The sequence below is a fragment of the Bradyrhizobium sp. A11 genome, from assembly GCF_042077125.1.
Classification (GTDB): Bacteria; Pseudomonadota; Alphaproteobacteria; order Rhizobiales; family Xanthobacteraceae; genus Bradyrhizobium; species Bradyrhizobium japonicum_B.
On sequence record NZ_CP149509.1, the window covers coordinates 6,383,894 to 6,410,152 of the forward strand.

Below are 26,259 nucleotides of genomic sequence, written 5' to 3' on the forward strand. Positions count from 1 at the left end.
GCATCGCGGATCTCCGGGTCAGGGAGCGGCAACGATGGACAAACCGCTCAGAACCACCGGCTTGCCAGGCTTGAATACGGCGGTTCTCTCGACCGATACGGTTCTCGCGCCGGCGTGGAGGGAAACGGCAAGACCGGCGACGGCCGTAGCAACCAGCAGCGCGACGATGACGATCCTCGCGTGAGTGGCGCGGTCGGCGCTATAAATCGAATGATTCATTGGGCTCTCCGAACTCTGTTCCGCAAGGCATTGTTAAACGGAACCGCCGGGCCGCGCGATTGCGCGGCTTATCTTAGGGCGAGTCCCCTAAGTAGTCTGCCGGAGAGAATTCAACCTCCGAAGCTGTGCAAATCAACGTCGCACCGTCCGCGTCGCAACTGGAAATCCGCGGCTCCCATCTTTCGGACTGCGGACAGGAACGAAGCGCACCAATTGGCTCTGGCGATGTTCGTCCTCGCCCGTACGGCCGTGACAATGGTGGCGGGGCAGCTTCACATGCAGCAGCGCATGGATTTGCGGACTTTCACCGGCAGACACGTGACGGCGCGATCACTGGGCGTTTGGCCGGCTGCGGCGATGCGCGGTGATGCAAGACCAGATTTCGTCGGAACGAGGCGGCCCCGGTGTCCAGCCGTTGGCAGGATGTTCCCGTTGTGAAATCGAACGCGGCGCTTTAGCCTTCGTGCGGCGCACAACACATGCGGCTCGCACGTCCTGTTTGCGGCGGCTGCATCAATAATCGTCAAGACATCAATGAGGGAAACGCCATGAGCGGCAACGCCAATCGCCAGATCCTGCTGGTCGAAAAACCCGGCGGCAAGCTCGGCCTCGAGCATTTCAAGATGATCGACGGCGCAATGCCGGAACCGAAAGACGGCGAAGCCCTGCTGCGCGTGCGATACATTTCACTCGACGCCGCCAACCGCGCCTGGATGCACGGCGCGACCTATCGCTCCGCGGTCGAGGCCAACAGCGTGATGGCCGGCGGCGCCATTGCCGAGGTCGTCAGCTCGAAGGCGCCCGAGCTTGCGCCCGGCGACATCGTGTTCGGCGACACCGGCTGGCAGGAATATGCCGCGGTGCCGGCGAAGCATCTCACCAAGATGCCGAAGCTCGAACCGATGACGCATCTGCTCAGCGTGTTCGGCATCGCCGGCCTCACCGCCTATTTCGGCCTGCTCGAGATCGGCAAGCCCAAGGAGGGGGAGACCGTGGTGGTCTCGGCGGCGGCGGGCTCGGTCGGCTCCATCGTCGGGCAGATCGCCAAGATCAGGGGATGCCGCGTCATCGGCATCGCAGGCGGCGCCGACAAGTGCAACTGGCTCACCTCCGAGCTCGGCTTCGATGCCGCCGTCGATTACAAGGACGGCGCATTGTTCAAGGCGCTGCGTGCGGCTGCTCCTGATGGCATCGACGTCTATTTCGACAATGTCGGCGGCGACATTCTCGAAGCCTGCCTGCCGCAGATGAACAATTACGGCCGCATCGCCTGCTGCGGCGCGATCTCGCAATATGACGGCGTGCCCGCAGCGCACGGCCCGCGCGGCGTGCCGGGACTGATCGTGGTGAAGCGGCTCGTCATGCAGGGCTTCATCGTGATGGACTACATGAAGGAGAGCCAGCGCGCGCTCGCCGATCTCCAGGCCTGGGTCAAGTCCGGCAAGCTGAAGGTGCAGGAAGACATCATCGCCGGCCTCGAGAACACGCCGAAGGCGCTGATCGGATTGCTCGCGGGCGAGAACCGCGGCAAGCGCATGGTCAGGCTCTGACCACGCCGGCACATCGTCATCGCGCCGGCACAATCTGCTTGCGGTAGCGGCCGAAGCGGCCAATGATATCGCTCGCGAAGCATCACTCGCGACGATTGCGCGACCTTGATGAAACGTCGAACAATATCGACAGGGGCAGGAATTCATCCGGATGGTCAACACGTTCAAACAAGTCGCAACGCGCAAGGCGTTGCTGGCGGCGGCACTGTTCGCAACTGCAACAGGCGCGTTCGCGCAAGCGCCGACCGACGCCCAGAAGAGCGCCATCAGGTCCGCGTGCCGCTCGGACTTCATGGCGCATTGCTCGAGCGTGACGCCCGGCGGCACGGAAGCGTTTCAATGTCTGCAGAAGAACGTGTCGAGCCTCTCGCCGGGATGTCAGACCGCGGTTCGCGCGATCGCTCCGCCGGCGGCGCCGAAGACCGAGGCTGCTCCCACTCCGCCGAAGACCGAAGCTGCACCCAAGGAAACGGTCAAGGAAGCGGCCCCCAAAGCCGAGCCGGCGCCGGCACCTGCCGCACCGAAGGCTGAATCCGCTCCCGCTGCGAAGCCGGCCGCAGCGCCACCGGCGCCGAAGGCCGCCGCGCCCAAGCAGCCCAGCAGCGCGCAGCTTGCTGCGATCAAGAGCTCCTGCCGCGGCGATTATCCCAAGGTCTGCGCCAGCGTGCCGCCGGGCGGAACGGCCGCGCTCGAATGTCTGGAGAAGAACAAGGCGAAGGTCTCGCCAGCCTGCGAGAAGGCCGTGAGCGCTGCGACCGGCGCTGGCGTGGCCGCCACCGCTGCGCCGCCGGGGGCCGCGGCAGCCGCGCCTGCCGCCGCGCCGACCGTGCTCGTGCTGCGTCCCTTGCGGCCGCGCGAACAGCTGTTTGTCGCCCAATCGGCCTGCGGCGCCGACATCCGCACCATCTGCGCCGGCGTCGAGGCCGGCGGCGGCCGCATCGTTCAGTGCCTGGCCAGCAATGCCGCGTCGCTGTCACCGGCGTGCAGGGACGTGCTGGCGCGATTCGCTGCGCGATAGCTGGTCTGATCCGCGAATAGCCAAGCCGGCGCGGTTTGGCTATGATTCGGATCTGACGGTTCGGATGCGCGCAAAACGTGTGTCCGACGATGAGTTTCGGCGCCGGCGCTCGGCGGATAATTCCGCTGGCGCCGGACGCCGGAGCACATTAGTCTACCCCTAGATAGTAAGTATACTGTCAATTAGGGAGGCAGACGTTGCGGATCGCCGTGATTGGCGGGGGCCCCGCTGGGCTCTATTTTGCCTATCTCTGGAAGAAGCGTCACCCCGAGGATCAGGTCGACCTGTTCGAACAGAACCCGGCCGACGCGACCTGGGGCTTTGGCGTCGTGTTCTCCGACCAGGCGCTGGAATTCCTGCGCGCCGACGACCCCGACACGGTCGACGCGATCGCGCCGCACATGGAGAGCTGGGAGAACATCACGCTGAACCTTCATGGCGACAGCGTCGCCATCGACGGGGTCGGCTTCTCCTCGATCGGGCGGCTGGAGCTGCTGCGATTCCTGCAGCAGCGCGCGCTCGACGTCGGCGTCACGCCCCGCTTCGACACGCAGATCCACGCCATCGACCAGCTCCATGGCCACGATTTGATCGTCGCCGCCGACGGCCTGAACTCGCTGGTGCGCCGCGCCTATGAGGGCGATTTCGGCACCTCGCTGTCCTACTCCTCCAACAAGTTCGTCTGGTACGGCACCTCGAAGCGCTTCGACACGCTGTCGCAGACCTTTGTGAAGACCGACCGGGGCGCCTTCAACGCCCATCATTACCGCTACTCACCGGCCATGAGCACCTTCCTAGTCGAATGCGACCACGCGACCTGGCAGGCCTATGGCTTCGCCTACAAGGATGTCGAGCAGTCCAAGGGCGTCTGCGAAGAAGTGTTCGCGGACACGCTTGGCGGCCATTGCCTCGTCTCCAACAAATCGGTCTGGCGCAACTTCCCCTGGGTCTGGAACGAGCATTGGTCGTTCAAGAACATGGTGCTGCTCGGGGACGCCCTGCACTCGGCGCATTTCTCGATCGGCTCGGGCACGCGGCTTGCGATCGAGGACGCCATCGCGCTGGTCAAGGCGCTGGAATCGGATGCGCATCTTGCGACCGCCCTGCATCGCTACCAGGCCGCGCGCAAGCCGGTGGTGCAGAAGCTCGTCAACGCCGCGCGCACCTCGGCGTTCTGGTACGAGCACTTTGCCGAGCACATGAAGCTTCCGCTGATGGATTTCGCCTACAGCTACATCACCCGCTCCGGCCGTATCGACGATTCCCGGCTGCGCGCGATGTCGCCGGCCTTCATGGCCCGCTACGAGGCGGCCAAGGGTGATGGAAACAACGGCGGAGACGAGGCATGAGCGACGAGATTCGCGACCAGGTGCCCGCCGACAGTGCGGGAGCACGCGAGATCGGCTTTGCCGTTCCCGAGATCTACAACGCCAGCCGGGTGCTGTTCGACAACCTCGCCAAGGGCCGCGGCGACAAGCTGGCGCTGTTGGGCCCCGCGGGCACGCGGACCTATGCCGAGCTGTGCGCGGAAGCCTGCCGCTGGGGCAACGGCTTTGCTTCGCTCGGCCTGAAGCGCGGCGACCGCGTGCTGCTGTTCCTCGACGACACGCCGGCCTATCCGGCCGCGTTTTTCGGCGCGGTGCGCGCCGGCTTCGTGCCGCTGCTGATCAACACGCTGACGCCGCCCGACCTGCTGCAATTCTATCTCGCCGATTCCGGGGCGGAAGTTGCGGTGGCGGACGCCGAATTCTGCGCGCGCTTCAATGCGGAGGCCTGCAAGGACACCAGGCTGCATACGCTGATCGTCGCCAACGGCGCGGTGGGCGATCACGCGGCGCCGAGAGCGGTTGCGGCGGCCGACTGGCTGGCGCAATTCCCGACCCAGCTGGCCGAAGTCTCCACGCATCGCAACGAGATGGCGTTCTGGATGTATTCCTCCGGCTCGACCGGCCGGCCCAAGGGCATCGTGCATCTCCAGCACGACATGGCCTACAGCGATCTCGCCTTCGCGCAGAACATCCTGCAGCTGACGCCGGACGACATCTGCTTCTCCGTTCCGAAGATCTTCTTCGCCTACGGCTTCGGCAATTCCATAACCTTCCCGTTCTCGGCGGGAGCTGCGACGCTGCTGCTGCCGGGCCAGCCGAAACCCGCAGCGATCTTCGCAGCGATCGCGCAGCACAGACCGACGGTCTTCTTCGGCCTGCCGACGCTGTATACGGCGCTGACCAAGGCCGAGGGCGCGGACAAGACCGACTTCTCGTCACTGCGCATGGCGCTCTCCGCCGCCGAAGTGCTGTCGGCCGAGGTCTTCAACGGCTGGAAGGCGCTCACCGGCCTTGAGATCGTCGAAGGCCTCGGCTCCACCGAGGTGCTGCACATCTATCTCTCCAACCGGCCCGGGCAGAAGAAGCTCGGCGCCGCGGGCCTGCGCGTCCCCGGCTACGAGGTCGCGCTGCGCGACAAGGACGGTCGCGAGGTCGGCGACAACGAGGAAGGCATCCTGTGGGTCCGCGGCGATTCCAACACGCCGCTGTACTGGAACCGGCCGGACAAATCCGCCGAGACCATCCGCGAGGAAGGGTGGATCTACACCGGCGACCGCTTCGTCAGGGATGCCGACGGCTTCCACTTCTTCCGCGGCCGCGCCGATGATCTGATCAAGATCTCCGGCCAATGGGTCTATCCGCTCGAGGTCGAGCTGTGCCTTGCCGACCACCCCGATATCCGCGAATGCGCGGTGTTCGCCGCCGAGCTGCCGGATCGCCGCATGACGCTGAAGGCGGTGGTGGTGATGAACAACCGCGCGGCCAACCAGCGTGAGACGACGCGGCGGCTGCAGGATTACGTGAAGGGCAGGCTGCTGCCCTACAAATATCCGCGCGAGGTCATCTTCATCGACGAGCTGCCGAAGACCGGGACGGGGAAGATCGACCGGCAGGCCTTGCTGCGGATGTGAGGCGGAGATCCACGCACTGCAATTGTAGGGTGGGCAAAGCGGAGCGTGCCCACCACTTCTGATCAGTTGGAAGGAGGTCGTGGGCACGGCGCAAGAGCGCCTTTGCCCACCCTACGAGATGTGAGATTGAGGCGCGCGTATCGCCTCGTACGTCCCTCACCCCGTCTTGCCCAGATGCTCCAGCGCATCCTCGGCGCGCAGCGGCACGCGTGAGGCCTCGTTATTGAGGTCGACGAGCTGCGACAGGAGCCCCATCAGCGTCTTGCGGTCCGCCGGCTTCAGCGGCTCCAGCATGCGCGCCTGGGCGCGCTCGACGGCGGGGATGATCTCGCGCAGGATCGCGGCGCCTGATTTGGTCAGATAGAGCAGCTTGATGCGCTTGTCCTCGGGCGCCGGCTTGCGCTCGACATAGTCCTTGGCCTGCAGCCGCTCGATCACGCTGCCGAGCGTGGAGCGGTCGAAGGCGATCACCGCCGACAACCGCGTGGCGTCGATCCCGGGATGGGTGTGGATCGCGATCAGCGCCGCATATTGCACCGGGGTCAGGTCGAACGCCTTGCACTCCTCCATGAAGATCGACACGGCGATCTGCTGCATGCGCCGGAACAGATAGCCCGGCGCGGCATAGACGGCGTCGATCGTGATCGGAGCGGCAGGCTTACTCGGCATCGGGCTGCTTCTCCGGCGCGGCCTCGGCGAACGCCGGCAGCGCCTTGGCCGCTGCCTCGGCCTCCAGCAGGCGCGGATAGGCCGAGACGTCGACGCCGAAGCGGCGCGCATTGGCGAGCTGCGGCACGAGACAGAGATCGGCCAGCGTCGGCGCATCACCAAAACAGAACGGGCCCGGCTCGTCCTTGATCAGGATCTCGCAGGCCGCCAGGCCTTCGCGGTTGGCCCAGGCGGCCCAGTCCTGGACCTTGTCTTCGGGCAGGCCGAGCTCGCGCAGCCGCGCCAGCACTTTCAGGTTCTGCAGCGGATGGGTGTCGCAGGCGATCGCAAGCGCAAACGCCCTGACCTTGGCGCGCTGCAGCGCATCCTTCGGCAGCAGCGGCGGACGGGGATGCGTCTCGTCGAGCCATTCGATGATGGCGACCGATTGCGTCAGCACCGCACCGGCATCGCTCTCCAGCGCCGGCACCAGGCCTTGTGGGTTGATGGCGAGATAGGCGGGCGCGCATTGCTCGCCCTTGCGCAAATGATGCGGCAGATGCGCGGCCTTGAGGCCCTTCAGGTTCAGCGCGATCCGCACCCGATAGGCGGCGCTGGAGCGGAAATAGCCGTGCAGCTTCATTGGGACCCTCCCTCGTTCTGTCATTCCGGGGCTTGCGAAGCGAGAACCCGGAACCTCGAGATTCCGGATTCGATGCTATCGCATCGCTCCGGAATGACAGCAACAACATCTGCCAGCATTGACGCTACCTAGATCGTCAGTATACTGTCAATCAACAAACGATCGGGAGCGCCGCCATGGAAGCCGTGACCAAGACGCCGGAACGCGAAGCGTTCTACAAGAAGATCGACGGCGAAAACCTCACCGCGCTGTGGACGGTGATGAGCGATCTGATCACGCCGGAGCCGAAGAGCGCCTGCCGGCCGCATCTGTGGAAATTCGACGTCATCCGCGACTACATGATCGAAGCCGGCAAGCTGATCACCGCCCGAGAAGCCGAGCGGCGCGTGCTGGTGCTGGAGAACCCCGGACTGCGCGGCCAGTCCAAGATCACGACCTCGCTCTATGCCGGCGTGCAGATGGTGGTGCCCGGCGACATCGCGCCTGCCCATCGTCACAGCCAGTCGGCGCTGCGCTTCGTGCTCGAAGGCAAGGGCGCGCACACCGCCGTCGACGGCGAGCGCACCGCGATGGAGCCGGGCGACTTCATCATCACGCCGTCGATGACCTGGCACGACCATTCCAACGAGACCGACCAGCCGATGTTCTGGCTCGACGGCCTCGACATTCCCATGGTGCAGTTCTTCGACTGCTCGTTCGCGGAAGGCGCCAAGGAGGACCAGCAGAAGATCACCAAGCCCGCCGGCGACAGCTTTGCGCGCTACGGCCACAATCTGCTGCCGGTCGACGTGAAGCGCTCATCGAAGACCTCTCCGATCTTCAGCTATCCCTATGCCTATACGCGCGAGGCGCTGGAGAAGGCCAGGACCAGCCAGGAATGGGACGCCTGCCACGGCCTGAAGCTGAAGTTCAGCAACCCCGAGACCGGCGATTTCGCGATGCCGACCATCGGCACCTTCATCCAGCTGCTGCCCAGGGGCTTCAAGACCGCGCGCTATCGCTCGACGGATGCCACGGTGTTCTGTCCGATCGAGGGCAAGGGCCGCAGCCGCATCGGCGATGCCGTGTTCGAATGGGGCCCGCGTGATCTGTTCGTGGTGCCGAGCTGGCAATGGGTGACGCACGAGACGGACGACGATGCGGTGCTGTTCAGCTTCTCGGATCGCCCGGTGCAGCAGAAGCTGGATCTGTTCAGGGAAGATCGCGGCAACGCGTGAGGCTCTGCTCTATCCGCCGTCATGGCCGGGCTTGACCCGGCCATCCACGCCTTGCCGCGCGGACCGAAGAACGTGGATGCCCGGGACAAGCCCGGGCATGACGACCTGATTTAGGGCGCGCATCTCCATCAGTCTCGTAGGGTGGGCAAAGGCGCACTTGCGCCGTGCCCACGCGTCTTCGCGACTCATCAAGAAGTGGTGGGCACGCTTGCGCTTTGCCCACCCTACGCCGGCGGTGATCGCGGCTACCGCCAGTGCAACAACCGCATCTCCAGCCAGCCGATCACCTTGCCGATCGCAAGCCCGAACACCGACAGGATGACGACGCCGGCGAGCAGCTGATCGGTCTGCATGAGGTTGCCGGCCTGGAGCACGAAGGCGCCGATGCCGTATTGGGCGCCGATCATCTCGGCGCTGACGACGAGCAGCAGCGCGACGGATGCGGTGATGCGGAAGCCGGCCAGGATCGCGGGCAGCGCGCCGGGCCAGATCACCTTGCGCACGATGGTGGCGAAGGGAACGTTGAAGCTCTGCGCCATGCGGATCAGGTTGCGCGGCACGGCATCGACGCCGCTATAGACCGAGATCGCGGTCGAGAAGAACACCCCGAGCGCAATGGTCGCGATCTTCGGCTCTTCGCCGATGCCGAGCCAGAGGATGAGCAGCGGCAAGAGCGCGATCTTCGGGATCGGGAACAATGCCGAGATGAAGGTGATGCCGACGCTGCGCGCCAGCCGCGACAGGCCGATGGCGAAGCCGACGGCAACGCCGGCGGCGGTGCCGAGCAGCCAGCCGACGCCGATGCGCAGCAGCGAGGCGGACACATGCTGCCAGAGCGCGCCCGAGATCGCGAGCTGATAGATCGCCCGGACGATTGCAGCAGGCGTCGGCAGAAACAGCGCATTGACGAGCCCGGCGCTGCCAGCGGCCTGCCAGATCGCGATGACGATCGCCAGCGCGATCCACCCGCCGTAGCGGCTGCTGGCGGGCACGAAGCCGGCGCCGCGGAAACCGACGCGCCGCGTCGCCTCGTCGTTGGCAGATTGGCCCGCGCGGTCAAGCATGCTGGACCTCGCGCTCGGCATCGATCGCCTCGTTGCGGATCAGCGACCAGATCTGGGTCTGCAGCGCCAGCAGCTTCTCGCGTGCCGCAGCTTCGCCGCGCTCGGTGCGCGTCATCGGCACGGTCACGACCTCCCGGATGCGGCCGGGTCTGCGCGACAGAACCACGATGCGATCGGCGAGCCGCGCCGCCTCTTCGAGATTATGGGTGACATAGACCGCGCCCATGCCGCCATCGGCGAGCAGGCGGACGAAATCCTCCATCAGGAGCTCGCGGGTCTGCGAATCCAGCGCCGACAGCGGCTCGTCCATCAGCAGGATGGCAGGCTTCACCGCCAGCGCGCGCGAAATGCCGACCCGCTGGCGCATGCCGCCGGAGAGCTGCTTCGGATAGGTCTTGCGGAAATCAGTCAGGCCGGTGCGGCGCAAGGCGTCGTCGACCAGCGCGCGGCGCTGCGCCGCCGAAAGCTGGGCGTGCAGCAGCGGGAACTCGACGTTCTGCTCGACCGTCGCCCAGGGCAGCAGCGCGAAATCCTGGAACACGAAGGTGAGCGGATTGAGACTGTCCGCCGGCGGCGAGCCGCGCAATTCGGGCGCACCGGACGTCGGCTGCAGCAGCCCACCGAGGATCGACAGCAGCGTGCTCTTGCCGCAGCCCGAGGGCCCGACGATCGCCACCACCTCGCCGGCGCCGACGGTGAAGGAGACGTCGTCGAGCACGGCAAGATCGCCGAAGCGATGGGAGATGTGGCTGGCGATCAGGTCCATGCGCTACACGCCTCCACGTCTCGACCCGTCATCCTGAGGTGCTCGACTTGCGGCTTGCCGCAAGTCGGGCCTCGAAGGATGAGCGGCCCGGATGCAGCTCGGCCGTTCATCCTCCGAGGCTCGCAGCGCAGTGCGGATGCACTGCGCTACTCGCGCCTCAGGATGACGGGTCTGGGAGGGGGCGCGCAGCATCAATCCGCCTTCACAAATTCCTTGGCGATGATTGCATCCGCGTCAAAGCCCTTGTCGGCAAAGCCCTGCTCCTGGAGCCATTTGATCTGGTTGTCGACGTTCTTCACGTCCAGCTTGCCGTCGGGATCGATATAGGCGCAATTGCCGACCACCTGCTCGACCGGCAGATTGGTGTATTTCGCGATGATCTCCAAGAGCGGCTTCGTCTTGTCGTTGATCGGCGCGACACCGTCCTTCATCGCCGCGAGGATGACGTCGTAATATTCGCGGTCCGCCTTGGCCAAGGCGCCGAGCAGCTTTGTCACCAGCGCCTTGTTGGTCAGCGTCTTCGGCGAGGCAAACACCGCACCCAGCTGCCAGGGCGTCTCGTCGCCGACCCAGCCCAGGAACTTCGCGCCGCCTTCGTCCATGAGCTTGCGCGCGGTCGAGATCGGCAGCAGCGCCGCATCGACGGTCTCGCCCTTCAGCGCGGCCGCCGCATTCGACAGCGATTGCAGCGGCACGATCTTCACGTCCGCGAGCTTGAAGCCGTATTTGTCGGCGAGCAGGCCGAGCGAATAGTGAAAGCTCGATCCGACCTGCGTCATCGCCACGCGCTTGCCGGCGAGGTCCTTTGGCGTCTTGAGGCCGGCCGCATAGGCGTTGTTGCTGGCGAAATAGCCGATCAGGGGATAACCCGCCTTCTCGCGGCTCATGCCGCCGATCACCTTCAGCGTGCCCTTGCCGGCGAGATTGTAGAGACCGGCGGTGAAGGCGGTGATGCCGAAATCGACGTCGCCCGACGTGGTCGCCACCGCGATCGGCTGGGCCGCGTCGAAGAATTTCAGCTCGACCTCGAGGCCGGCCTCGTGGAAATAGCCCTTGTCCTGCGCGATGAAGACGGGCGCGGAGGAGGACAGGCGGAGCACGCCGATCCTGGCCTTCAGCGCGTCCTCGGCCCTTGCACCGCCCATTGCCGCGATCGCCAGAAGGCCCGCGAGTGCGAGCCGCACCATTCCGATCATCCGTTTCCTCCGCCGTTGTTCTCTTGCCGCCCGTCACAAGCCTTCCGGCACCATTTGGTCCCGGCCGATGAAGGCACCCTGTTGTTTCAACGTTTCCTGCAATTTTTCAATGGGGATTTCGCGCGGAATCCGATTTCCGGAGAGCGCCAGCGCGGCGGCTGAACCGGCGGCCTCCCCCATCGCGAAGCAGGCCCCGGACACCCGCGCCGCGGACTGACCCTCATGGGTCATGGAGGCGCAGCGGCCGGCGACGAGCAGGTTGTCGACGCCTTCGGGCACCAGCATCCGGTAAGGCAGCTCGTTATAACCGCGGGATTCCGGGATCGGCGGGAAGGTGAAGACGACGTCGCCGGGCACATGGGCCTCGATCGGCCAGCCATTGACGCCGATGGAATCCCCGAACGAGGCGCAGCCGAGCACGTCCTCGCCGCTGAGCTGATAGCCGCCCGTGATGCGGCGAGTCTCGCGGATGCCGAGCTGCGGCGGCAAATCGACGATGTAGGACTTCTCAAAGCCCGGGACAGTGCTGCGCAAGAACTCGTAAGCGGCGAGCGCCTGCTTGCGGCCCTCGATCTCGCCGCGGGTGAGATCGTCGGGCTCGACGCCATTGATGGCGTGGCCGTCCTCGCGCGCCACTTGCGTAAAGTTCACCCGCCATTCGATGCCGGACTTCTGCGGCCGCACGATCGCGCTCTTGCGCGGAAATTGATGCGTGCCGGCCGCGATGGCCTTCTCCATCAATTGCGGAATGGTCCGCCAGGCTTCGCCCGCCCGCGCAGGATCGATGCCGTTGAGACGGAGCATCATCGAGGGGTACAGCGGATGGCCGTGCGCATCGCCGATCTCGAACGGCGCGCCGGCCCAGACCGCGAGATCGCCGTCGCCGCAGCAGTCAATGAAGATCTCCGATCGCACCGCCTGCCGGCCGGCCTTGGTCTCGACCATCAGCGCGTCGATGCGGCTGTTGTCGCCCATCACGACGCCGGCGCCGAGCGCGTGGAACAGGATGTGCACCTTGTGGCTGGCCAGCAGCTCGTCGGCCGCGATCTTGTAGGCCGCGGTGTCATAGGCCTGCGCGAACACCTTGCCGAGGATCAGATGCGGCGTGTTCAGGCCGTTCAGATGGTCGATCCGCGCCAGCAGCTCGGAGGCCATGCCCTGCACCAGCCGCCGGTGCTCGCCATAGACATTGCCATGCAGGCCGCAGAAATTAGTGACGCCGGCCGCCGTGCCCATACCGCCGAGAAAGCCATAGCGCTCGATCAGAAGCGTCTTCCGCCCGGCGCGTGCGCTTGAAGCCGCCGCGACGATGCCGGCGGGCCCGCCGCCGAGCACCACGACTTCATATTCGCCATAGAGCGGCACCTGTCGTGCCGGTTCTTCGATCGTCACGGCCCGCATGGCGCGCCCCTTCCCAAAATTCCTTGCTTGCGGGCGACTATGAATTAACGCGCAGCGAGCTACAATCCACCAAAATACACAATCAGCTTTCGCGAATCGAGAAAGATCGCCATGGACGTCCTGGTGAACCTGCAGGCCTTCCTCGCCACCGCGGATTCCGCCGGCTTCTCCGCCGCCGCGCGAAAGCTCGGCGTCTCGACCTCGGTCGTCGCCAAGCGCGTCACGCAGCTGGAGGCGCGGATCGGCACGCCGCTGTTTCGCCGCTCGACCCGGCAGTTGCGGCTGACCGAAGCCGGACAGCGCTATGTGCATCGCGCGCGCGGCGTGGTCACGGACGCCACCGATCTGCTCTCGCGCATGGGCGAGAAGGGCCACGATCTCGTCGATCACCTGCGCATCAAGGCGCCGACCTCGCTGACGGTGGCGCGGCTCGCCGATGTTTTCAGCGCATTCCAGACCCAGAACCCGAAGCTCAAGCTCGAGATCGTGCTGATCGATCGGCCGGTCGATCCTGTGACCGAAGGCTTTGACATCGCCATCGGCGCGTTCCCGCATTCCTTTGGCGGCGTCGTCGACGAGCCGCTGTGCGCGCTGAAGCGGCTGCTCTGCGCCTCGCCCGCCTATTTGAAGAAACACGGCACGCCAAAGCATCCGCGGGATCTGGTCGAGCATCGCTGCCTCAGCTTTCTGCCGACCGGCCCGGAATGGTTGTTCGACGGACCGCGCGGGCGCATCAGCATCCAGGTCAGTCCGCTGCTCTCCTCCAACGAGGGACACGTGCTGGCGCGCAGCGCCATCGCCGGCAACGGCATTGCGCTGATCTCGCATTATCTCGTCGCCGATGCTCTGCACGACGGAACGCTGAAGCCGGTGCTGCGCGACTTTCCGATTCCGGAATTGTGGGTGAAGGCCGCGATCCCCGAGCGGCGCCGCAATGCGGCCGCGGTGCAGGCGCTGCTGACATTGCTGAAGACGTCACTGGCGCCGTCGCTGTAGGTCGCAAGTTAGCGGTTGCCCGCGATCAATGGACCTGAGAGAAGGGCCGCCATGGATTCGACCGTCGCCAAACTCGCCCATTCCGCCCTGATCGCTCTTGCGATCTCCGCCGCCGCTCCCGCCACGGCCGTGGAGCAGAACTGCCGCTTCATCCAGGCCAAGCCCGAGCGCGAAGCCTGCTACAAGCGGCAGGAGGACGAGCTCGCGGCCAGGCGCAAGCCTGCGCCCGCGACCGACGCGGGCACGACGCTCGAAACGCTGCGCCAGATGCGGCAGGACGACGACGCGGTCTATCGCAGCATCAACAACATCTGCCGCGGCTGCTGACCTTCAGCTCTTCCCGCCGCCCCACCTCCCCGCCCGCTTCTCCGCGAACGACGCCAATCCCTCCGCGGCCTCCGCGCTCTGGCGCTTGAGCGAATGCAGCTGCACGAGCCGGGTGTAGGCGGCATCGCCCACCGCCATGCCGCCGAACGAGCTCTCCAGTGCGAGCTTCTTGGTCTCGGCCATCGCCTCCGGCCCGTTGGCGAGCAATTGCTCGACCACCTTGCTGCCTGCGGCCTCGAGTTCGGCCAGCGGCACCACCTCGTGCACGAGGCCAATGCGGCGGGCATCCTCGGCGCCGAAGCGTTCGCCGGTCAGCGCGTAGCGGCGGACCTGGCGGACGCCGATGGCGTCGCAGAGCTGCGGGATGATGATCGCCGCGGTCAGGCCCCAGCGCACCTCGGTGATCGAGAACAGCGCATTGTCCGCGGCGATCACGACATCGCAGGCCGCGATCACGCCGGTGCCGCCGCCGAAGCAGCCGCCCTGAACCAGCGCGACGGTCGGAATCGGCAGCGTGTTGAGCCGCTGCACGGCCTCGAAGGTCGCGCGCGAGGCCGCCTCGTTCGCTTCAGCCGATTGCGGCCGCACGCCGTTGATCCATTTCAGATCGGCGCCGGCCTGGAAGTGCTTGCCGTTGCCCTTGAGCACGACGACGCGCAGGTGAGGCTTCGTCCCCAGATCGTCCATGGCCGCGAGCACGCCCGCGATCAGCGCGCCGTCATAGGCGTTGTTGACCTCGGGCCGGTTCAACGTGACGGTCGCAACCCCACGCTCGTCGAGGGTCCACAGGACGGGGCTGGCAGTCATCGGCGATCCTCCGGTCGTTTGCTTGGCGTGCACTATGGCCGAGGCAACGCGTCCCGATCCATATCTTTCCAGCGTGGGGCGGTCGCGTCCATCGCATGGCGGCTTGTGTCATGCTGCCGCCCGGGTGGCAGCAAGGGACAGGACGGAATCATCATGCGCATCTGCATTTTCGGCGCGGGCGCCGTCGGCAGCCACATTGCGGTACGGCTGGCGCGGGCCGGCCATGACGTTTCATGCGTGATGCGGGGCGCACATCTGGAGGCGGCGCGCGCGGGCGGCCTCAAGCTGCGGGTCGGCGATTCCGAGGTCAGCGCCAAGGTGAACGCATCAGGCGATCCGGCCCAGCTCGGTCCTCAGGACGTCGTGATCTCGACGCTGAAGGCGACCGCGCTGCCGGGGCTGGTTTCCAGCATCAAGCCGCTGCTGCAGGACGACACCGCCATCGTGTTCGCGCAGAACGGCATTCCCTGGTGGTACGGGATCGGCCTGCCGCCGCGGCATCCGACGCCGCCTGATATCTCCTTCCTCGATCCCGGCGGGCGCCTGCGCGCCTGCATTCCGAAAGAACGGATCGTCGGCGGGGTCGTCTTCTCCTCCAACGAGGTGACCGCGCCCGGCGTGGTGCACAACCTGACGCCGGACCGCAACCGCCTCCTGATCGGCGAATGCGACGACCGCAATTGCGAGCGGATCACCAAGCTGCGCAATGTCTTCAACGATGCGCGGCTGGAATCGCCGCCCGTGGCCGATATTCGCGAGGCGATCTGGTCAAAGCTGCTGACCAACATGTCGCTGTCGGTGCTGTGTCTGCTCACCGGCCAGACCGCGCGTGGCGTGCGCGACGACCCCGCTTTCGCCGAGGTCATCCCGCGCATGCTGAACGAGGCCAACGACATCGCCCAGCATTTCATCCCCGAGGTCAAGCGGGTGACCCGCAGCGGCCCCGCCCCCAATCACAAGCCTTCGCTGCTCCAGGATTACGAGCTCGGCCGCGCCATGGAGATCGACGTGCTGGTCCGGGCGCCCGCCGCCTTCGCGCGCACCGCCGGCCTGTCGACGCCGACCCTCGACCTGATCGCCGCGCTGGCGATCCAGAAAGCGCGCGACAATGGGCTCTATGCGGCGTGAGACTTCAGGCGATCCCGTTGATCCAGGCCGTGAGCGCGTCCAGCACTTCTGTGAGCGCCTCCTCATTGGTCCGGCCGGACTTCTTCAGCACCGCAAACGAGTGATCCCCGCCTTCGACCTGATGCAGCGTCGCCTTCGCTCCGAGCTGCGCGATGACCGGCGTGAGGTGGCCAAGATCGGCAAGCTCGTCACGCGTGCCTTGCAGGAATAGCATCGGGACGGTGATGCCGGCGAGATGCTCGGCGCGCTCGGAGGACGGCTTCTTCGCGGCATGCAGGGGGAAGCCGAGGAAGGCGAGACCTCTCACGCCTGGCAGCGGAGACTTCGACTGCGCTTGCGAGGTCATGCGGCCACCGAACGACTTGCCGCCGGCGAATAGCTTTAACCCGGGACAGAGCCGCGCCGCCTCCGCGACGGCCGCGCGGATCGCAGCGTGCGCGACAGCGGGCTGGTCGGGACGCCCCAGCTTCTTCTCCATATGGGGGAAATTGAAGCGGAAGGTCGCGATGCCGCGGTTCGCAAGCCCCTCCGCGACCCTCTCCATGAAGGAATGGCGCATGTCGGCCCCGGCGCCATGCGCCAGCACGTAGCAGGCACGCGCACGGTCCGGCTGCCTCAGGATCGCAGAGACCGTGCCGATGCGTTCGATGTCAAGCTTGAGCTCGCGCGTCTCGACCAAGATTGGATGTTCCCGATGAGTCCCGCAAGAGATACCCGCGCGACCGCGATGTGGAAACATGAAACTTCGCACGCATCCCCGGCGGCACGCCTTACGCGTGGGAGCCGTCAGCTCACCCGCCGTTCCCGGCCATCCCAGAACGGCCTGCGCAGCTCGCGCTTCAGCACCTTGCCGGCGCCGGACAGCGGCAGCGGCGCCTCGGTGATCTCGATGCTGCGGGGACATTTGTAGCCCGCAATCAACGTCTTCGTGAACTCGATCAGCTCGCCGGGCGAGACCTCCACGCCGCTGCGTCTGACCACGACGGCGTGGACCTGCTCTCCCCATTGCTCGTTGGGAATTCCGATGACGGCGCATTGCAGCACTGACGGATGCTGCGCCAGCGCGTTCTCGACCTCGACCGAGTACACGTTCTCGCCGCCCGAGATGATCATGTCCTTGACGCGGTCGACGACGTAGATGAAGCCGTCCTCGTCCATGTAGCCGCCGTCGCCTGTGTGCATCCAGCCGTCGATGACGGCGCGCGCGGTCTCCTCCGGCCGCTCCCAATAGCCCATCATCACAGTGTCGCCGCGCACCACGATCTCGCCGACGGCACCCGCCGGCACCGGCCGGTCGTTCTCGTCGACGATGCGCACCTCGCAGCCGAGCGTGGCGCGGCCCGCACCGCGATGACGTCCCTTCCTGCGCCCCTCCCCGACATGCTCGTTCGCATGCAGCAGCGTCGCGATCGGCGACAATTCGGTCATGCCGTAGGCCTGGGTGAAACGCACATGCGGCAGCGCGCGCGCAGCACGGTCGAGCACCGCCTCGCTGATCGGCGAGGCCCCATAGATGATGTGCTTCAGCGACGACAAATCGTAGTTTCCGATCGCGGGGTGATCGACCAGCATCTGGATCATGGTGGGCACCAGCAGCACGTCCGTGACGCGCTGGTCCTGCATCGCCGCCATCACGCCTTCGGGCGTGAAGCCCTGGACGATCACGTTGGAGCCGCCGGAGAGCAGCAGCGAATACATCGCAGCGCCGTTGGCGAGGTGAAACATTGGCGCCGCATGCAGATAGGTCGTGCTGGCGGGAAACAGTCCTTCGCCGAGGGCATTGAGCGCATTGGCCATCAGGTTCTGGTGGCTGAGCATCACGCCCTTGGAACGCCCTGTGGTGCCGCCGGTGTAGAAGATGCCGGCGAGATCCTCGCCCTTGCGCATGGCATCGGCGACCGGAGCGCTGCCCGCGACTAGATCCTCGTAGCTCTCCATTCCGGCCGGCACCTCGCCGTCGTCGGCATAGATCAGCTTCAGCGCGGGAGTGGCCTGGGCAAGCTGCGCGCCGACCTGCGCGAAGGCCTTGTCGACCAGCAGCACGGAGGCACGGCAGTCGCGCAGCGCATCCTCGTTTTCAAGGGCGCTCCAGCGGATGTTGAGCGGCACGATCACGCCGCCCGCCCAGCCGGCCGCCAGATAAAGCTCGAGATAGCGGTCCGAATTGAAGGACAGCACGGCGACGCGATCGCCGTCCCTGACGCCGCGCGTGCGCAGTCCGCCGGCCAGCCTGGCGACGCGTTCGCCGAGCTCGCCCCAACTGCGGCGCCGCTGGCCATAAACGGTGGCGAGCCCCTTCGGATTGATCTGCAGCGCGCGCCGCAGCCCATGCGTGATGTTCATCGCGTTCCTTCTCCTGTGCGCTTCTTCCCAGTCGTGGCGCGCTCTGAGTTGCGCCGTTGCGGCGCTCTCGGCGTCTTCTTTGTGATTTGCTGCCGGCTCTCGGTCGCCAGGCCCTCGGTCAGCCGAACCGTGAACTCGTCCGCGATCTCGGTCGGCGAGAGCTCGCCGTCGCGTTGATACCAGTGGCCGATCCAGTTGAGCGCGCCCGCGATCGCGAAGGCGGCGAGCTTGGGATCGCATGGCTTGATCGAGCCGTCGGCCGTGCCTGCGGCAATGTATCGCCGGAAGGTGGTGTCGATGCGCTTCTTGGCGGCACGTGCGACGGCGGCGTTCCGCTCGGCCAGATCGCGCAGGTCGAAACGCACCAGGCTCGCACCGAAATCGGTCGCCATCAGCGCGGCATAGGCGTGCACCAGCTTGCGCAGCTTGGCGAGGCCCGAGCCACCGCCGGCATTGATCTCCGTGATGACGCCGTCGACGAGCTCGGCGCCCATCGACCAGCACTCGAACAGGATCTCGTCCTTGCCGCGGAAGTAATTGTACAGCGCGGGCTTGGTGATGTTCAGCCGCTCGGCGACCTCGTTCAGCGTCACGCGATGATAGCCCTGCTCCAGAAACAGCTGCACGGCGGCGCGCAGCACCGCCTCGCGCTTTTCGTCGCGGGCGCGGCGGCGGCTCTCGAACGGCAGCCAGGGCGAAGCCTGCGGCGACGAGGGCGGAACGGGCGGCGCGGAATCCATGCTGGGTCGGTTGACTCTCGTGGGCATCGACCGATATGTTACCCATGGGTAAGAAAAAGTCCAACGGGTAATTTATTTGGGAGGAAGCGATGTCTGACGTCATCGTCGCAGGGGTCGGCATGATCCCCTTCGCCAAGCCGGGCGCCAGCGCGCCGTATCACGAGATGGGGACGGAGGCGGTCAAGCTGGCGCTCGCGGATGCCGGCCTCGGCTATGACAAGGTGCAGCAGGCCTATGCCGGCTGCGTCTACGGCGATTCCACCTGCGGACAGCGCGCGCTGTACCACGTCGGGATGACCGGCATTCCCATCGTCAACGTCAACAACAATTGCTCGACCGGCTCGACCGCGCTGTTCATGGCGCGGCAGATGGTCGCGAGCGGCGCGCTCGATTGCGTGCTGGCGGTCGGCTTCGAGCAGATGAAGCCGGGCGCGCTCGGAAGCGTCTACACCGACCGCCAGAGCGCGTTCGAGGAGTTCGACGCGGCTGCCGACCAGTTGATCGATGCGCCCGGCATTCCGCTGGCGCTGCGCTATTTCGGCGGCGCAGGCCTCAGCCACATGAAGAAATACGGCACACCGCTCGATGCCTTCGCCAAGGTGCGTGCCAAGGCGAGCCGTCATGCCAGGAACAATCCGCTCGCGCTGTTCCGCAAGGAAGTCACGGCGGAGGACGTCATGAACGACCAGGTGATCTGGCCGGGCGTGATGACGCGCCTGATGGCGTGCCCGCCGACCTGCGGCGGCGCCGCGGCCGTGCTGGTGTCGGAGCGGTTTGCGGACAAGCACGGCATCGGCAAGGAGGTGCGCATCGCGGCGCAGGCCATGACCACCGACACGCCCTCGACCTTCAAGGCCGGCGACATGATGCAACTGGTCGGCTACGACATGGCAAAAGAGGCGGCAGGCCGCGTTTACGAGAGCGCCGGCGTCGGACCGGGCGATCTCGACGTCGTCGAGCTGCACGACTGCTTCGCCCACAACGAGCTCATCACCTACGAGGCGCTGGGTCTCTGCGGCGAGGGTGAAGCCGGCAAGTTCATCAATGACGGCGACAATACCTATGGCGGGCGGATCGTGACCAATCCGTCCGGCGGATTGCTGTCCAAGGGACATCCGCTCGGCGCAACCGGGCTTGCGCAGTGCTACGAGCTGACGCGGCAGCTGCGCGGCACGGCGGGCCCCACGCAGGTCGAGGGCGCCAAGATCGCGCTGCAGCACAATCTCGGCCTCGGCGGCGCCTGCGTCGTCACGCTCTACCAGCGGCACTGATATCCGCCATGGTCGATCAGTCCGCCGTAGGGCGCTGCTTCACGCCCGTCACCGCGCGCGTGGAGCCCGGTCGTCTCCGTTACTTCCTCAACACGCTGGGTGAACAAAATCCGGTCTACCGCAACGCAGACACGGCGCGCGCGGCCGGATTCACCGGCATGCCGGTGCCGCCGACCTATTTGTTCTGCCTGGAGATGATGGACGTCGACGACCCCTTCGAGATGTTCACTGCACTCGGCATCGACCTCGCACGCGTGCTGCATGGCGAGCAGAGCTTCGTCTATCACGCGCCGGTTCTGGTCGGCGACACCCTGACGTTCCGGCCGCGCGTGGCCAGCGTGACGGACAAGAAGGGCGGCGCAATGACGCTGATCGGCATCCGGTGCGAGGTGACCAACCAGGACGGCGTGCACGTCGCCGATACCGCGCGCACCATCGTCGTCCGTAACGAGGTGGCGTCGTGATGGCATCCGCAGACATCAAGGCCGGCGACCGCATCGTCCACAAGGCCTTTCCGCCGATCACCCGCCACACGCTCGCACTCTATTGCGGCGCATCGGGCGATCACAATCCGATCCATGTCGATATCGACTTCGCCAAGGCGGCCGGATTTCCTGACGTGTTCGCCCACGGCATGCTGGTGATGGCCTTCCTCGGCCAGGCGCTCACGGACGCGGTGCCGCCGTCGAAGCTCCGCAGCTTTTCGACCCGGTTCGTCGCCATCACCCAGCTCGGCGCCAAGCTGACCTGCGAGGGAACGGTGACCGAGCTCTTCGCCGAGGATGGCGAGCGCCGCGCAAGGCTGTCGCTCACCACCACGGACGATCGCGGCGAGGTGAAGCTCGAAGGCAGTGCGATCATCGCGCTGTGACAGCAAGAGGACACATGCAATGGCAAAGTTACGCGGAAAGGTCGCGCTCGTCACCGGCTCGGGCCGCGGCATCGGACGTGCGATCGCGCTCAAGCTGGCGCGCGAAGGCGCCAGGGTCGTCGTCAATGACCTCGACGCGGAGCCGGGGAGCGCCGTGGTCGCGGAGATCAAGGCGCTCGGCGGCGATGCCGCTGCCGTGAACGGCAGCGTCTCGGAAACGGGTTTCGCCGACCGCTTCGTCGGCGCTGCGCTGGACAAGTTCGGCGGGCTCGACATCATCGTCAACAATGCCGGCTACACCTGGGACTCCACCATCCAGAAGATGACGGACGAGCAGTTTCAGGCCATGCTCGACGTCCACCTGGTCGCGCCGTTCCGCATCCTGCGCGCCGCCGCCGAGCCGATCCGCGTCTTCGCCCGGAAGGAGGCCGAGGAGGGGCGCGAGGTGTTCCGCAAGGTCGTGAACATTTCCTCGATCGCTGGCCTCTACGGCAATGCCGGTCAGGCGAGCTACTCCTCGGCCAAGGCCTCGCTGATCGGGCTGACCCGGACCATGTGCAAGGAGTGGGGCCGCTACAAGGTCAACGTCAATTGCGTCGCCTTCGGCCTGATCAACACCCGTCTGACCCAGCCGATCGAGGCGCAGCAGAAGACCATCGACGTCGCCGGCCGCGACATCAAGGTCGGCGTTCAGCCGCAGATGCTGGAGGCCATGTCGCGCATGATCCCGCTCGGCCGCGGCGGCACGCCGGAAGAGGCGGCCGACGCCGTCTATCTGTTCTGCAGCCCGGAATCCAATTATATCAGCGGTCAGGTGGTCGTCGCCGGCGGCGGCCTGATTGTCTGAGAGCGAGGCGCTGATGCAATACCGATCGTCGTGGATGACCGAAGAGCTGGACACGTTCCGCGACCAGTTCCGTAAATATCTTGCCAAGGATCTGGCGCCGCATGCCGAAAAATGGCGCGAGCAGAAGATGGTCGACCGCTTCGCCTGGCGCGGGCTCGGCGAGATGGGCGCGCTGCTCGCGAGCGTGCCGGAGGAATATGGCGGCCTGGGCGCGACCTTCGCCTACGACGCCGCGGTGCTGGACGACCTCGAAAGCACCGTGCCGGAGCTGACAACCGGCGTCTCCGTGCACAGCGCCATCGTCGCGCATTACATCCTCAATTACGGCTCGGAGGAGCAGAAGAAGCGCTGGCTACCGAAGATGGCCTCCGGCGAGATGGTCGGTGCCATCGCCATGACCGAGCCCGGCACCGGCTCGGACCTGCAGGCCGTGAAGACCACGGCGAAGAAGCAGGGCAATTCCTACGTCATCAACGGCCAGAAGACGTTCATCACCAACGGCCAGGCCGCCGATCTCGTCATCGTGGTCGCGCGCACCGGCGAAGCCGGCGCCAAGGGCATCTCGCTGATCGTCGTCGAGACCGCGGGCGCCGACGGCTACAAGCGCGGGCGCAACCTCGACAAGATCGGCCTGCATGCCTCCGACACGTCGGAACTGTTCTTCGACAACGTCACCGTGCCGCCGGAGAATTTGCTCGGCAAGGAGGAAGGCCAGGGCTTCGTCCAGCTAATGCAGCAGCTGCCGCAGGAGCGCCTTGCGCTCGCGGTCGGCGCCGTCGCCTCGATGGAGCGCGCGGTCAAGCTCACCACCGAGTACACCAAGGAGCGCAAAGCTTTCGGTAAGCCGCTGATGGATTTCCAGAACACCGCCTTCACGCTGGCCGAGCGCAAGACCGAGGCGATGATCGCGCGCGTCTTCGTCGACTGGTGCATCGAGCGCCTCGTCGCTGGGGATCTCGACACGGTCACGGCCTCGATGGCGAAATATTGGTGCTCGGAGAAGCAGGTCGAGACCGCCGACGAATGCCTGCAGCTGTTCGGCGGCTACGGTTACATGCAGGAATACCCGATCTCGCGCATCTTCATCGATTCCCGCATCCAGAAGATCTACGGCGGCACCAACGAGATCATGAAGCTGTTGATCGCCAGATCCTTGTAGATCAGGTCGCTGTCAATCACCGCGCGCGCCAGTCGCGCGGCCGGCAGCCGAAGCGCTGCTTGAAGCGGCGGGTGAAGTGCGAGAGGTCCGAGAAGCCCCAATCGAATGCGATGGCGCCGATCGCACGATCCGTCATCGCGGGATCGCTGAGATCCCTGGCCGCGCCGTCGAGGCGATAGGATATGACGTATTCGGTGAAGCTCGAGCCCGATCGCGCCAGCAGCTTGTGCACGTAGCGCTCGCTGATGCCCACGGCGCCGGCGACATCGGCGACCGCAAGGCCGGGCTCGCGGAGCCGCCGGTGAATGGCGCGCTTCAATGCCAGCGTGGTTGCATCGGCGAGACCCTCAGTCTCCGCCACACCTGCCCGGCCACGCCGCGACAGGCTGACGGCGACCAGCTCGATCAGCGCCTGGAACAGCCGCGTCCCTTCGTCTTCGGTCATCCGCAGCGCGCCATCGGCGAGCGTGCGCGCGGTCTCGACGATGAGGTGGCCGACGACGGCATCGTCGGAGACCCGTGCCGCAGCGACGTCGAGCGAAGCCGGCAGCCGTTCGCGCAAGGCCTCGGACGGCACCCAGAACGAGGCGACGCGCAATTGCGGACCACGGTCGTGCAGAAGCGCAAACTGCCGATCGCTGTCGAAGATGCCGACCTGTCCGGGTGACAGGCTGATCTCGCGATTGCCCTGCTGGATGCGGCAGCGGCCGGCCAGCTTCAGGTTGAGGTAGAAGCAGCTGCGGTCGGATGCCGCGATGTCGGCCGCAGAGCGCCGCACCACGTGCTCGGGAAAGCTGACGCGGTTGATCGCGGCCTGGCCGAGCCGGACGTGCTCGACGCTGGCGGGAAAGCCGGGCGCGGCCGCCGGCTCCGGCGTCAGATTCATGAAGGCCTGGCAGATCGCCTCACGATAATAGGCGAATTGCTCGCTCGGCCGGACGCCCGCAGTATCCCAGGCCGATTGGCGTGACGGCATGGCGTGCTCGACCTGCTGCATCGGTTCACTCCGAGACCAATTCTGTTCGCTTCCAGCCAAGCGCCCCATCAGCCGCCAGTCCACAATTGACGCGCGGCGGCACCGCTGCCGGCCAAAGCGGCGCGGCATCAATCTAATCACAGTCTCGGGAGGAGCCACAACATGTCGACCTACGTCCTCGTCCATGGCGCCTGGCACACCGGTGCCGAGTTCGAGCCTCTCGCCGCACCGATCCGCGCGGCCGGCCATCAGGTCCATACCCCCACCATCAAGGGCAACCGTCCGGGCGATGCCAAGACGACAGGGTTGAAGGAGGCGATCCAGTCGATTGCCGGCTACCTTGCCGAGAACGATCTGAAGGACGTGATCCTGCTCGGCCATTCCTATGGCGGCATGATCATCACCGGCGTGGCCGACCTCGCGCCCGATCGCATCCGCCGCCTGGTCTACTGGAATGCCTTCGTGCCCAACGACGGCGAATGCCTCAACGACATGGTGCCGCCGCATTATGTCGGGCTGTTCGACGCCATCGCCGCCGAACGCGGCGACGGCTCGGTCGTGTTGCCATTCCCGGTCTGGCGCGAGGCCTTCATCAACGACGCCGATCTGGAGACGGCGCAGCGCGCCTACGACGTCCTCAATCCGCATCCGCTGGCGACCTTCACCGACAAGATCACGCTCAAGAGCAATCCGGCCGACATGCCGCTGGCCAAGTCCTACATCAACTGCACGGAAGATACCGCGCTGCCGCACAGCCATGGCTGGCATCCGCGGCTATCGGAGAAGCTCGGCCTGTTCCGCCTGGTGCAGGTGCCGGGAAGCCACGAACTGTGCTTCTCCGATCCGGCGCGCCTCGCCAAGGCGATCATGGAGGCAGGGCGCGACTGATCGGCGCGTCCTGTGCACGCCCGCGATCGTGGGCCGTTCAATTCGGATGCCACCAGCGGCCGCCGATGACGACGCCCTCCGAGACGATCTTGCGGTCGCCGATCAAATGTTCGCCGACGACGTCCTCGTAATCGAACTGGCCTTGCTTCACTGTGATAAGCGTGGCGTCGCCGACGCTGCCGGGCTTGAGGCTGCCGAGCTCGGGGCGGCGCAGCGCCATCGCTGCGTTCACCGTCGAGGCCGCGATCACGTCGGGCAGCTCCATGCCCATGCACAGGAATTTCGACAGGGTCGTGACCTGGTCGAAGGCCGGGCCATCGATGCAGAGCTGATGGATGTCGGACGAGATGGTGTCCGGATAGAAGCCGTTGGCGAGCATCGCGCGCGCGGTCTTGAAGGCGAACGAGCCCTTGCCGTGGCCGATGTCGAACAGCACGCCGCGCTCGCGCGCCTCCAGCACCGCCTTCTTCACCGTGCCTTGCGCGGTCGCTGGCGTGTTCGGGAACGGGCGGAACGCGTGGGTCAGCACGTCGCCGGGCCGCAGGCGGGCCAGCACCTCCTCATAGCTCGGCGGCGGATGGTCGATATGCGCCATCAGGGGCATGCCCACCTCGTTCGCAACCTCGAGCGCGATGTCGAGCGGCACTGCCCCCGACGTGCCCGAAGAATGCAGTCCGACGCGCACCTTGATGCCGACGATGAGGTCGCGATTGGCATCGGCCACCTGCGCGGCCTCGATCGGGTTCATCAGCCTGAGCTCCTCGCTCTCGCCGACCATGATGCGGTGCGAGAAGCCGAAGATGCCGGCATGCGAGACGTGCAGATAGGCGAGGATGCGGACCTGGCTCGGCTCGATCACATGCTTGCGGAAGCCGGCGAAATTGCCGGGCCCGGCGCTGCCGGTGTCCACCGCGGTGGTGACGCCGGACAGCCGGCAGAACTCCTCGGCGTCGATGCCGAGCGAGGTGCCGCCCCAATAGACATGGGTGTGCAGATCGATCAGCCCCGGCGTCACGATGTATTTCGAAGCGTCCCGTACCTCCGTGCCGGGATCAGCCTTGAGCCCGGTGCCGATGGCGGCGACCTTGCCGCCGGCAAAGGCGACATCGGTCACGGCGTCGAGCTTCTGCGACGGGTCGATCACGCGGCCCCCGCGCAGGATGAGGTCGAAAGGCATCAGGGTCTCCGGGATTGGCAGGGCGTGGCAAGGCTGGTGCGGGCTATC

Annotated in this window: 27 protein-coding genes; 14 read left to right on the plus strand and 13 right to left on the minus strand. The window is 66.1% G+C overall.

The features are described from left to right. Positions 1-18: 18 nt before the first annotated feature. The gene (locus WI560_RS30030) at positions 19-219 is read right to left on the minus strand and encodes a hypothetical protein (RefSeq protein WP_028133976.1); all 201 of its coding nucleotides are present in this window, start codon (positions 217-219) and stop codon (positions 19-21) included. A gap of 548 nt (positions 220-767) precedes the next feature. Between WI560_RS30030 and WI560_RS30035 the strand changes: the two genes are divergently transcribed. The 4 genes from WI560_RS30035 (at position 768) to WI560_RS30050 (ending at position 5,746) form a co-directional block, all read left to right on the plus strand. Next, on the plus strand, positions 768-1,769 hold the full coding sequence (locus WI560_RS30035) for an NADP-dependent oxidoreductase (RefSeq protein WP_375306059.1): 1,002 nt from the start codon (positions 768-770) through the stop codon (positions 1,767-1,769). Between the two features lie 151 nt (positions 1,770-1,920). Further along, positions 1,921-2,787, plus strand: coding sequence for a cysteine rich repeat-containing protein (locus WI560_RS30040; protein WP_375306060.1), 867 nt, complete (start codon positions 1,921-1,923; stop codon positions 2,785-2,787). Between the two features lie 197 nt (positions 2,788-2,984). Then, a complete protein-coding gene (locus WI560_RS30045; RefSeq protein WP_375306061.1) occupies positions 2,985-4,136 on the plus strand; it encodes an FAD-dependent monooxygenase in 1,152 nt (383 codons plus the stop codon). Beyond that, positions 4,133-5,746 carry a benzoate-CoA ligase family protein gene (locus WI560_RS30050; protein ID WP_375306062.1) on the plus strand — a complete coding sequence of 538 codons (1,614 nt, stop codon included), beginning with the start codon at positions 4,133-4,135 and terminating at the stop codon, positions 5,744-5,746. The genes WI560_RS30045 and WI560_RS30050 overlap by 4 nt, the downstream gene beginning before the upstream one ends. A gap of 156 nt (positions 5,747-5,902) precedes the next feature. Here the strand turns inward: WI560_RS30050 and WI560_RS30055 are convergent, their stop codons facing one another. Next, on the minus strand, positions 5,903-6,415 hold the full coding sequence (locus WI560_RS30055) for a MarR family winged helix-turn-helix transcriptional regulator (protein ID WP_257196827.1): 513 nt from the start codon (positions 6,413-6,415) through the stop codon (positions 5,903-5,905). After that, positions 6,405-7,037: a maleylacetoacetate isomerase gene (gene maiA / locus WI560_RS30060; RefSeq protein WP_375306063.1), complete on the minus strand. Its 633-nt coding sequence runs from the start codon at positions 7,035-7,037 to the stop codon at positions 6,405-6,407. Before maiA ends, WI560_RS30055 begins: the two co-directional genes overlap by 11 nt. A 176-nt stretch (positions 7,038-7,213) precedes the next feature. Between maiA and gtdA the strand changes: the two genes are divergently transcribed. After that, the gene (gtdA, locus tag WI560_RS30065) at positions 7,214-8,254 is read left to right on the plus strand and encodes a gentisate 1,2-dioxygenase (protein WP_375306064.1); all 1,041 of its coding nucleotides are present in this window, start codon (positions 7,214-7,216) and stop codon (positions 8,252-8,254) included. 245 nt (positions 8,255-8,499) lie between these two features. Here the strand turns inward: gtdA and WI560_RS30070 are convergent, their stop codons facing one another. From WI560_RS30070 to WI560_RS30085, 4 genes are all read right to left on the minus strand, one after another. Next, a complete protein-coding gene (locus tag WI560_RS30070; RefSeq protein WP_375306065.1) occupies positions 8,500-9,318 on the minus strand; it encodes an ABC transporter permease in 819 nt (272 codons plus the stop codon). Further along, complete coding sequence (locus tag WI560_RS30075; RefSeq protein WP_135171417.1) at positions 9,311-10,084, minus strand: ABC transporter ATP-binding protein; 774 nt, start codon at positions 10,082-10,084, stop codon at positions 9,311-9,313. The genes WI560_RS30070 and WI560_RS30075 overlap by 8 nt, the downstream gene beginning before the upstream one ends. 191 nt (positions 10,085-10,275) lie before the next feature. Continuing rightward, positions 10,276-11,280, minus strand: a complete 1,005-nt coding sequence (locus WI560_RS30080) for an ABC transporter substrate-binding protein (protein ID WP_375306066.1) — start codon at positions 11,278-11,280, stop codon at positions 10,276-10,278. Positions 11,281-11,313: 33 nt separating this feature from the next. Further along, a complete protein-coding gene (locus WI560_RS30085) occupies positions 11,314-12,681 on the minus strand; it encodes an FAD-dependent oxidoreductase (protein WP_375306067.1) in 1,368 nt (455 codons plus the stop codon). Positions 12,682-12,792: 111 nt separating this feature from the next. On the opposite strand from WI560_RS30085, the gene WI560_RS30090 reads away from it, so the two are divergent. Together WI560_RS30090 and WI560_RS30095 are read left to right on the plus strand one after the other, a co-directional pair. Then, positions 12,793-13,677, plus strand: coding sequence for a LysR family transcriptional regulator (locus WI560_RS30090; RefSeq protein WP_375306068.1), 885 nt, complete (start codon positions 12,793-12,795; stop codon positions 13,675-13,677). A 51-nt stretch (positions 13,678-13,728) separates the two neighbouring features. Continuing rightward, complete coding sequence (locus tag WI560_RS30095) at positions 13,729-14,004, plus strand: hypothetical protein (RefSeq protein WP_375306069.1); 276 nt, start codon at positions 13,729-13,731, stop codon at positions 14,002-14,004. Positions 14,005-14,007: 3 nt separating this feature from the next. Here WI560_RS30095 and WI560_RS30100 read toward each other — a convergent pair whose 3' ends face one another. After that, a complete protein-coding gene (locus WI560_RS30100) occupies positions 14,008-14,811 on the minus strand; it encodes an enoyl-CoA hydratase-related protein (protein ID WP_375306070.1) in 804 nt (267 codons plus the stop codon). A 153-nt stretch (positions 14,812-14,964) separates the two neighbouring features. On the opposite strand from WI560_RS30100, the gene WI560_RS30105 reads away from it, so the two are divergent. After that, entirely contained in the window at positions 14,965-15,939 is a 975-nt protein-coding gene (locus WI560_RS30105; RefSeq protein WP_375306071.1) for a ketopantoate reductase family protein, read from the plus strand. A 4-nt stretch (positions 15,940-15,943) separates the two neighbouring features. On the opposite strand, the gene WI560_RS30110 is transcribed toward WI560_RS30105, so the two are convergent. The 3 genes from WI560_RS30110 to WI560_RS30120 all read right to left on the minus strand — a co-directional run bounded on the left by WI560_RS30110 (position 15,944) and on the right by WI560_RS30120 (position 19,022). Further along, positions 15,944-16,621, minus strand: a complete 678-nt coding sequence (locus tag WI560_RS30110) for an alpha/beta family hydrolase (RefSeq protein WP_375308943.1) — start codon at positions 16,619-16,621, stop codon at positions 15,944-15,946. Positions 16,622-16,725: 104 nt separating this feature from the next. Continuing rightward, positions 16,726-18,282 (minus strand): long-chain-fatty-acid--CoA ligase, encoded by a 1,557-nt coding sequence (locus tag WI560_RS30115; RefSeq protein WP_375306072.1) that lies wholly within the window; start codon positions 18,280-18,282, stop codon positions 16,726-16,728. Continuing rightward, positions 18,279-19,022, minus strand: coding sequence for a TetR/AcrR family transcriptional regulator (locus WI560_RS30120; RefSeq protein ID WP_375306073.1), 744 nt, complete (start codon positions 19,020-19,022; stop codon positions 18,279-18,281). The genes WI560_RS30115 and WI560_RS30120 overlap by 4 nt, the downstream gene beginning before the upstream one ends. 89 nt (positions 19,023-19,111) lie before the next feature. Here WI560_RS30120 and WI560_RS30125 point away from each other — a divergent pair, with 89 nt between their 5' ends. The 5 genes from WI560_RS30125 to WI560_RS30145 are packed head-to-tail and all read left to right on the plus strand — an operon-like array spanning position 19,112 to position 23,170. Then, the gene (locus WI560_RS30125) at positions 19,112-20,293 is read left to right on the plus strand and encodes a lipid-transfer protein (RefSeq protein WP_375306074.1); all 1,182 of its coding nucleotides are present in this window, start codon (positions 19,112-19,114) and stop codon (positions 20,291-20,293) included. Positions 20,294-20,301: 8 nt separating this feature from the next. Further along, positions 20,302-20,757 (plus strand): MaoC family dehydratase N-terminal domain-containing protein, encoded by a 456-nt coding sequence (locus WI560_RS30130; RefSeq protein WP_375306075.1) that lies wholly within the window; start codon positions 20,302-20,304, stop codon positions 20,755-20,757. Continuing rightward, on the plus strand, positions 20,757-21,164 hold the full coding sequence (locus tag WI560_RS30135; protein WP_375308944.1) for a MaoC family dehydratase: 408 nt from the start codon (positions 20,757-20,759) through the stop codon (positions 21,162-21,164). The genes WI560_RS30130 and WI560_RS30135 overlap by 1 nt, the downstream gene beginning before the upstream one ends. 19 nt (positions 21,165-21,183) lie before the next feature. After that, complete coding sequence (locus tag WI560_RS30140; protein WP_375306076.1) at positions 21,184-22,011, plus strand: SDR family NAD(P)-dependent oxidoreductase; 828 nt, start codon at positions 21,184-21,186, stop codon at positions 22,009-22,011. Positions 22,012-22,024: 13 nt separating this feature from the next. Next, the gene (locus tag WI560_RS30145) at positions 22,025-23,170 is read left to right on the plus strand and encodes an acyl-CoA dehydrogenase family protein (protein ID WP_375306077.1); all 1,146 of its coding nucleotides are present in this window, start codon (positions 22,025-22,027) and stop codon (positions 23,168-23,170) included. A gap of 16 nt (positions 23,171-23,186) precedes the next feature. On the opposite strand, the gene WI560_RS30150 is transcribed toward WI560_RS30145, so the two are convergent. Beyond that, positions 23,187-24,167 carry a helix-turn-helix domain-containing protein gene (locus WI560_RS30150; RefSeq protein ID WP_375306078.1) on the minus strand — a complete coding sequence of 327 codons (981 nt, stop codon included), beginning with the start codon at positions 24,165-24,167 and terminating at the stop codon, positions 23,187-23,189. A 141-nt stretch (positions 24,168-24,308) separates the two neighbouring features. On the opposite strand from WI560_RS30150, the gene WI560_RS30155 reads away from it, so the two are divergent. Next, positions 24,309-25,034 carry an alpha/beta fold hydrolase gene (locus WI560_RS30155; RefSeq protein ID WP_375306079.1) on the plus strand — a complete coding sequence of 242 codons (726 nt, stop codon included), beginning with the start codon at positions 24,309-24,311 and terminating at the stop codon, positions 25,032-25,034. Positions 25,035-25,071: 37 nt separating this feature from the next. On the opposite strand, the gene WI560_RS30160 is transcribed toward WI560_RS30155, so the two are convergent. Then, entirely contained in the window at positions 25,072-26,211 is a 1,140-nt protein-coding gene (locus tag WI560_RS30160; RefSeq protein ID WP_375306080.1) for an amidohydrolase/deacetylase family metallohydrolase, read from the minus strand. Positions 26,212-26,259 lie beyond the last annotated feature (48 nt).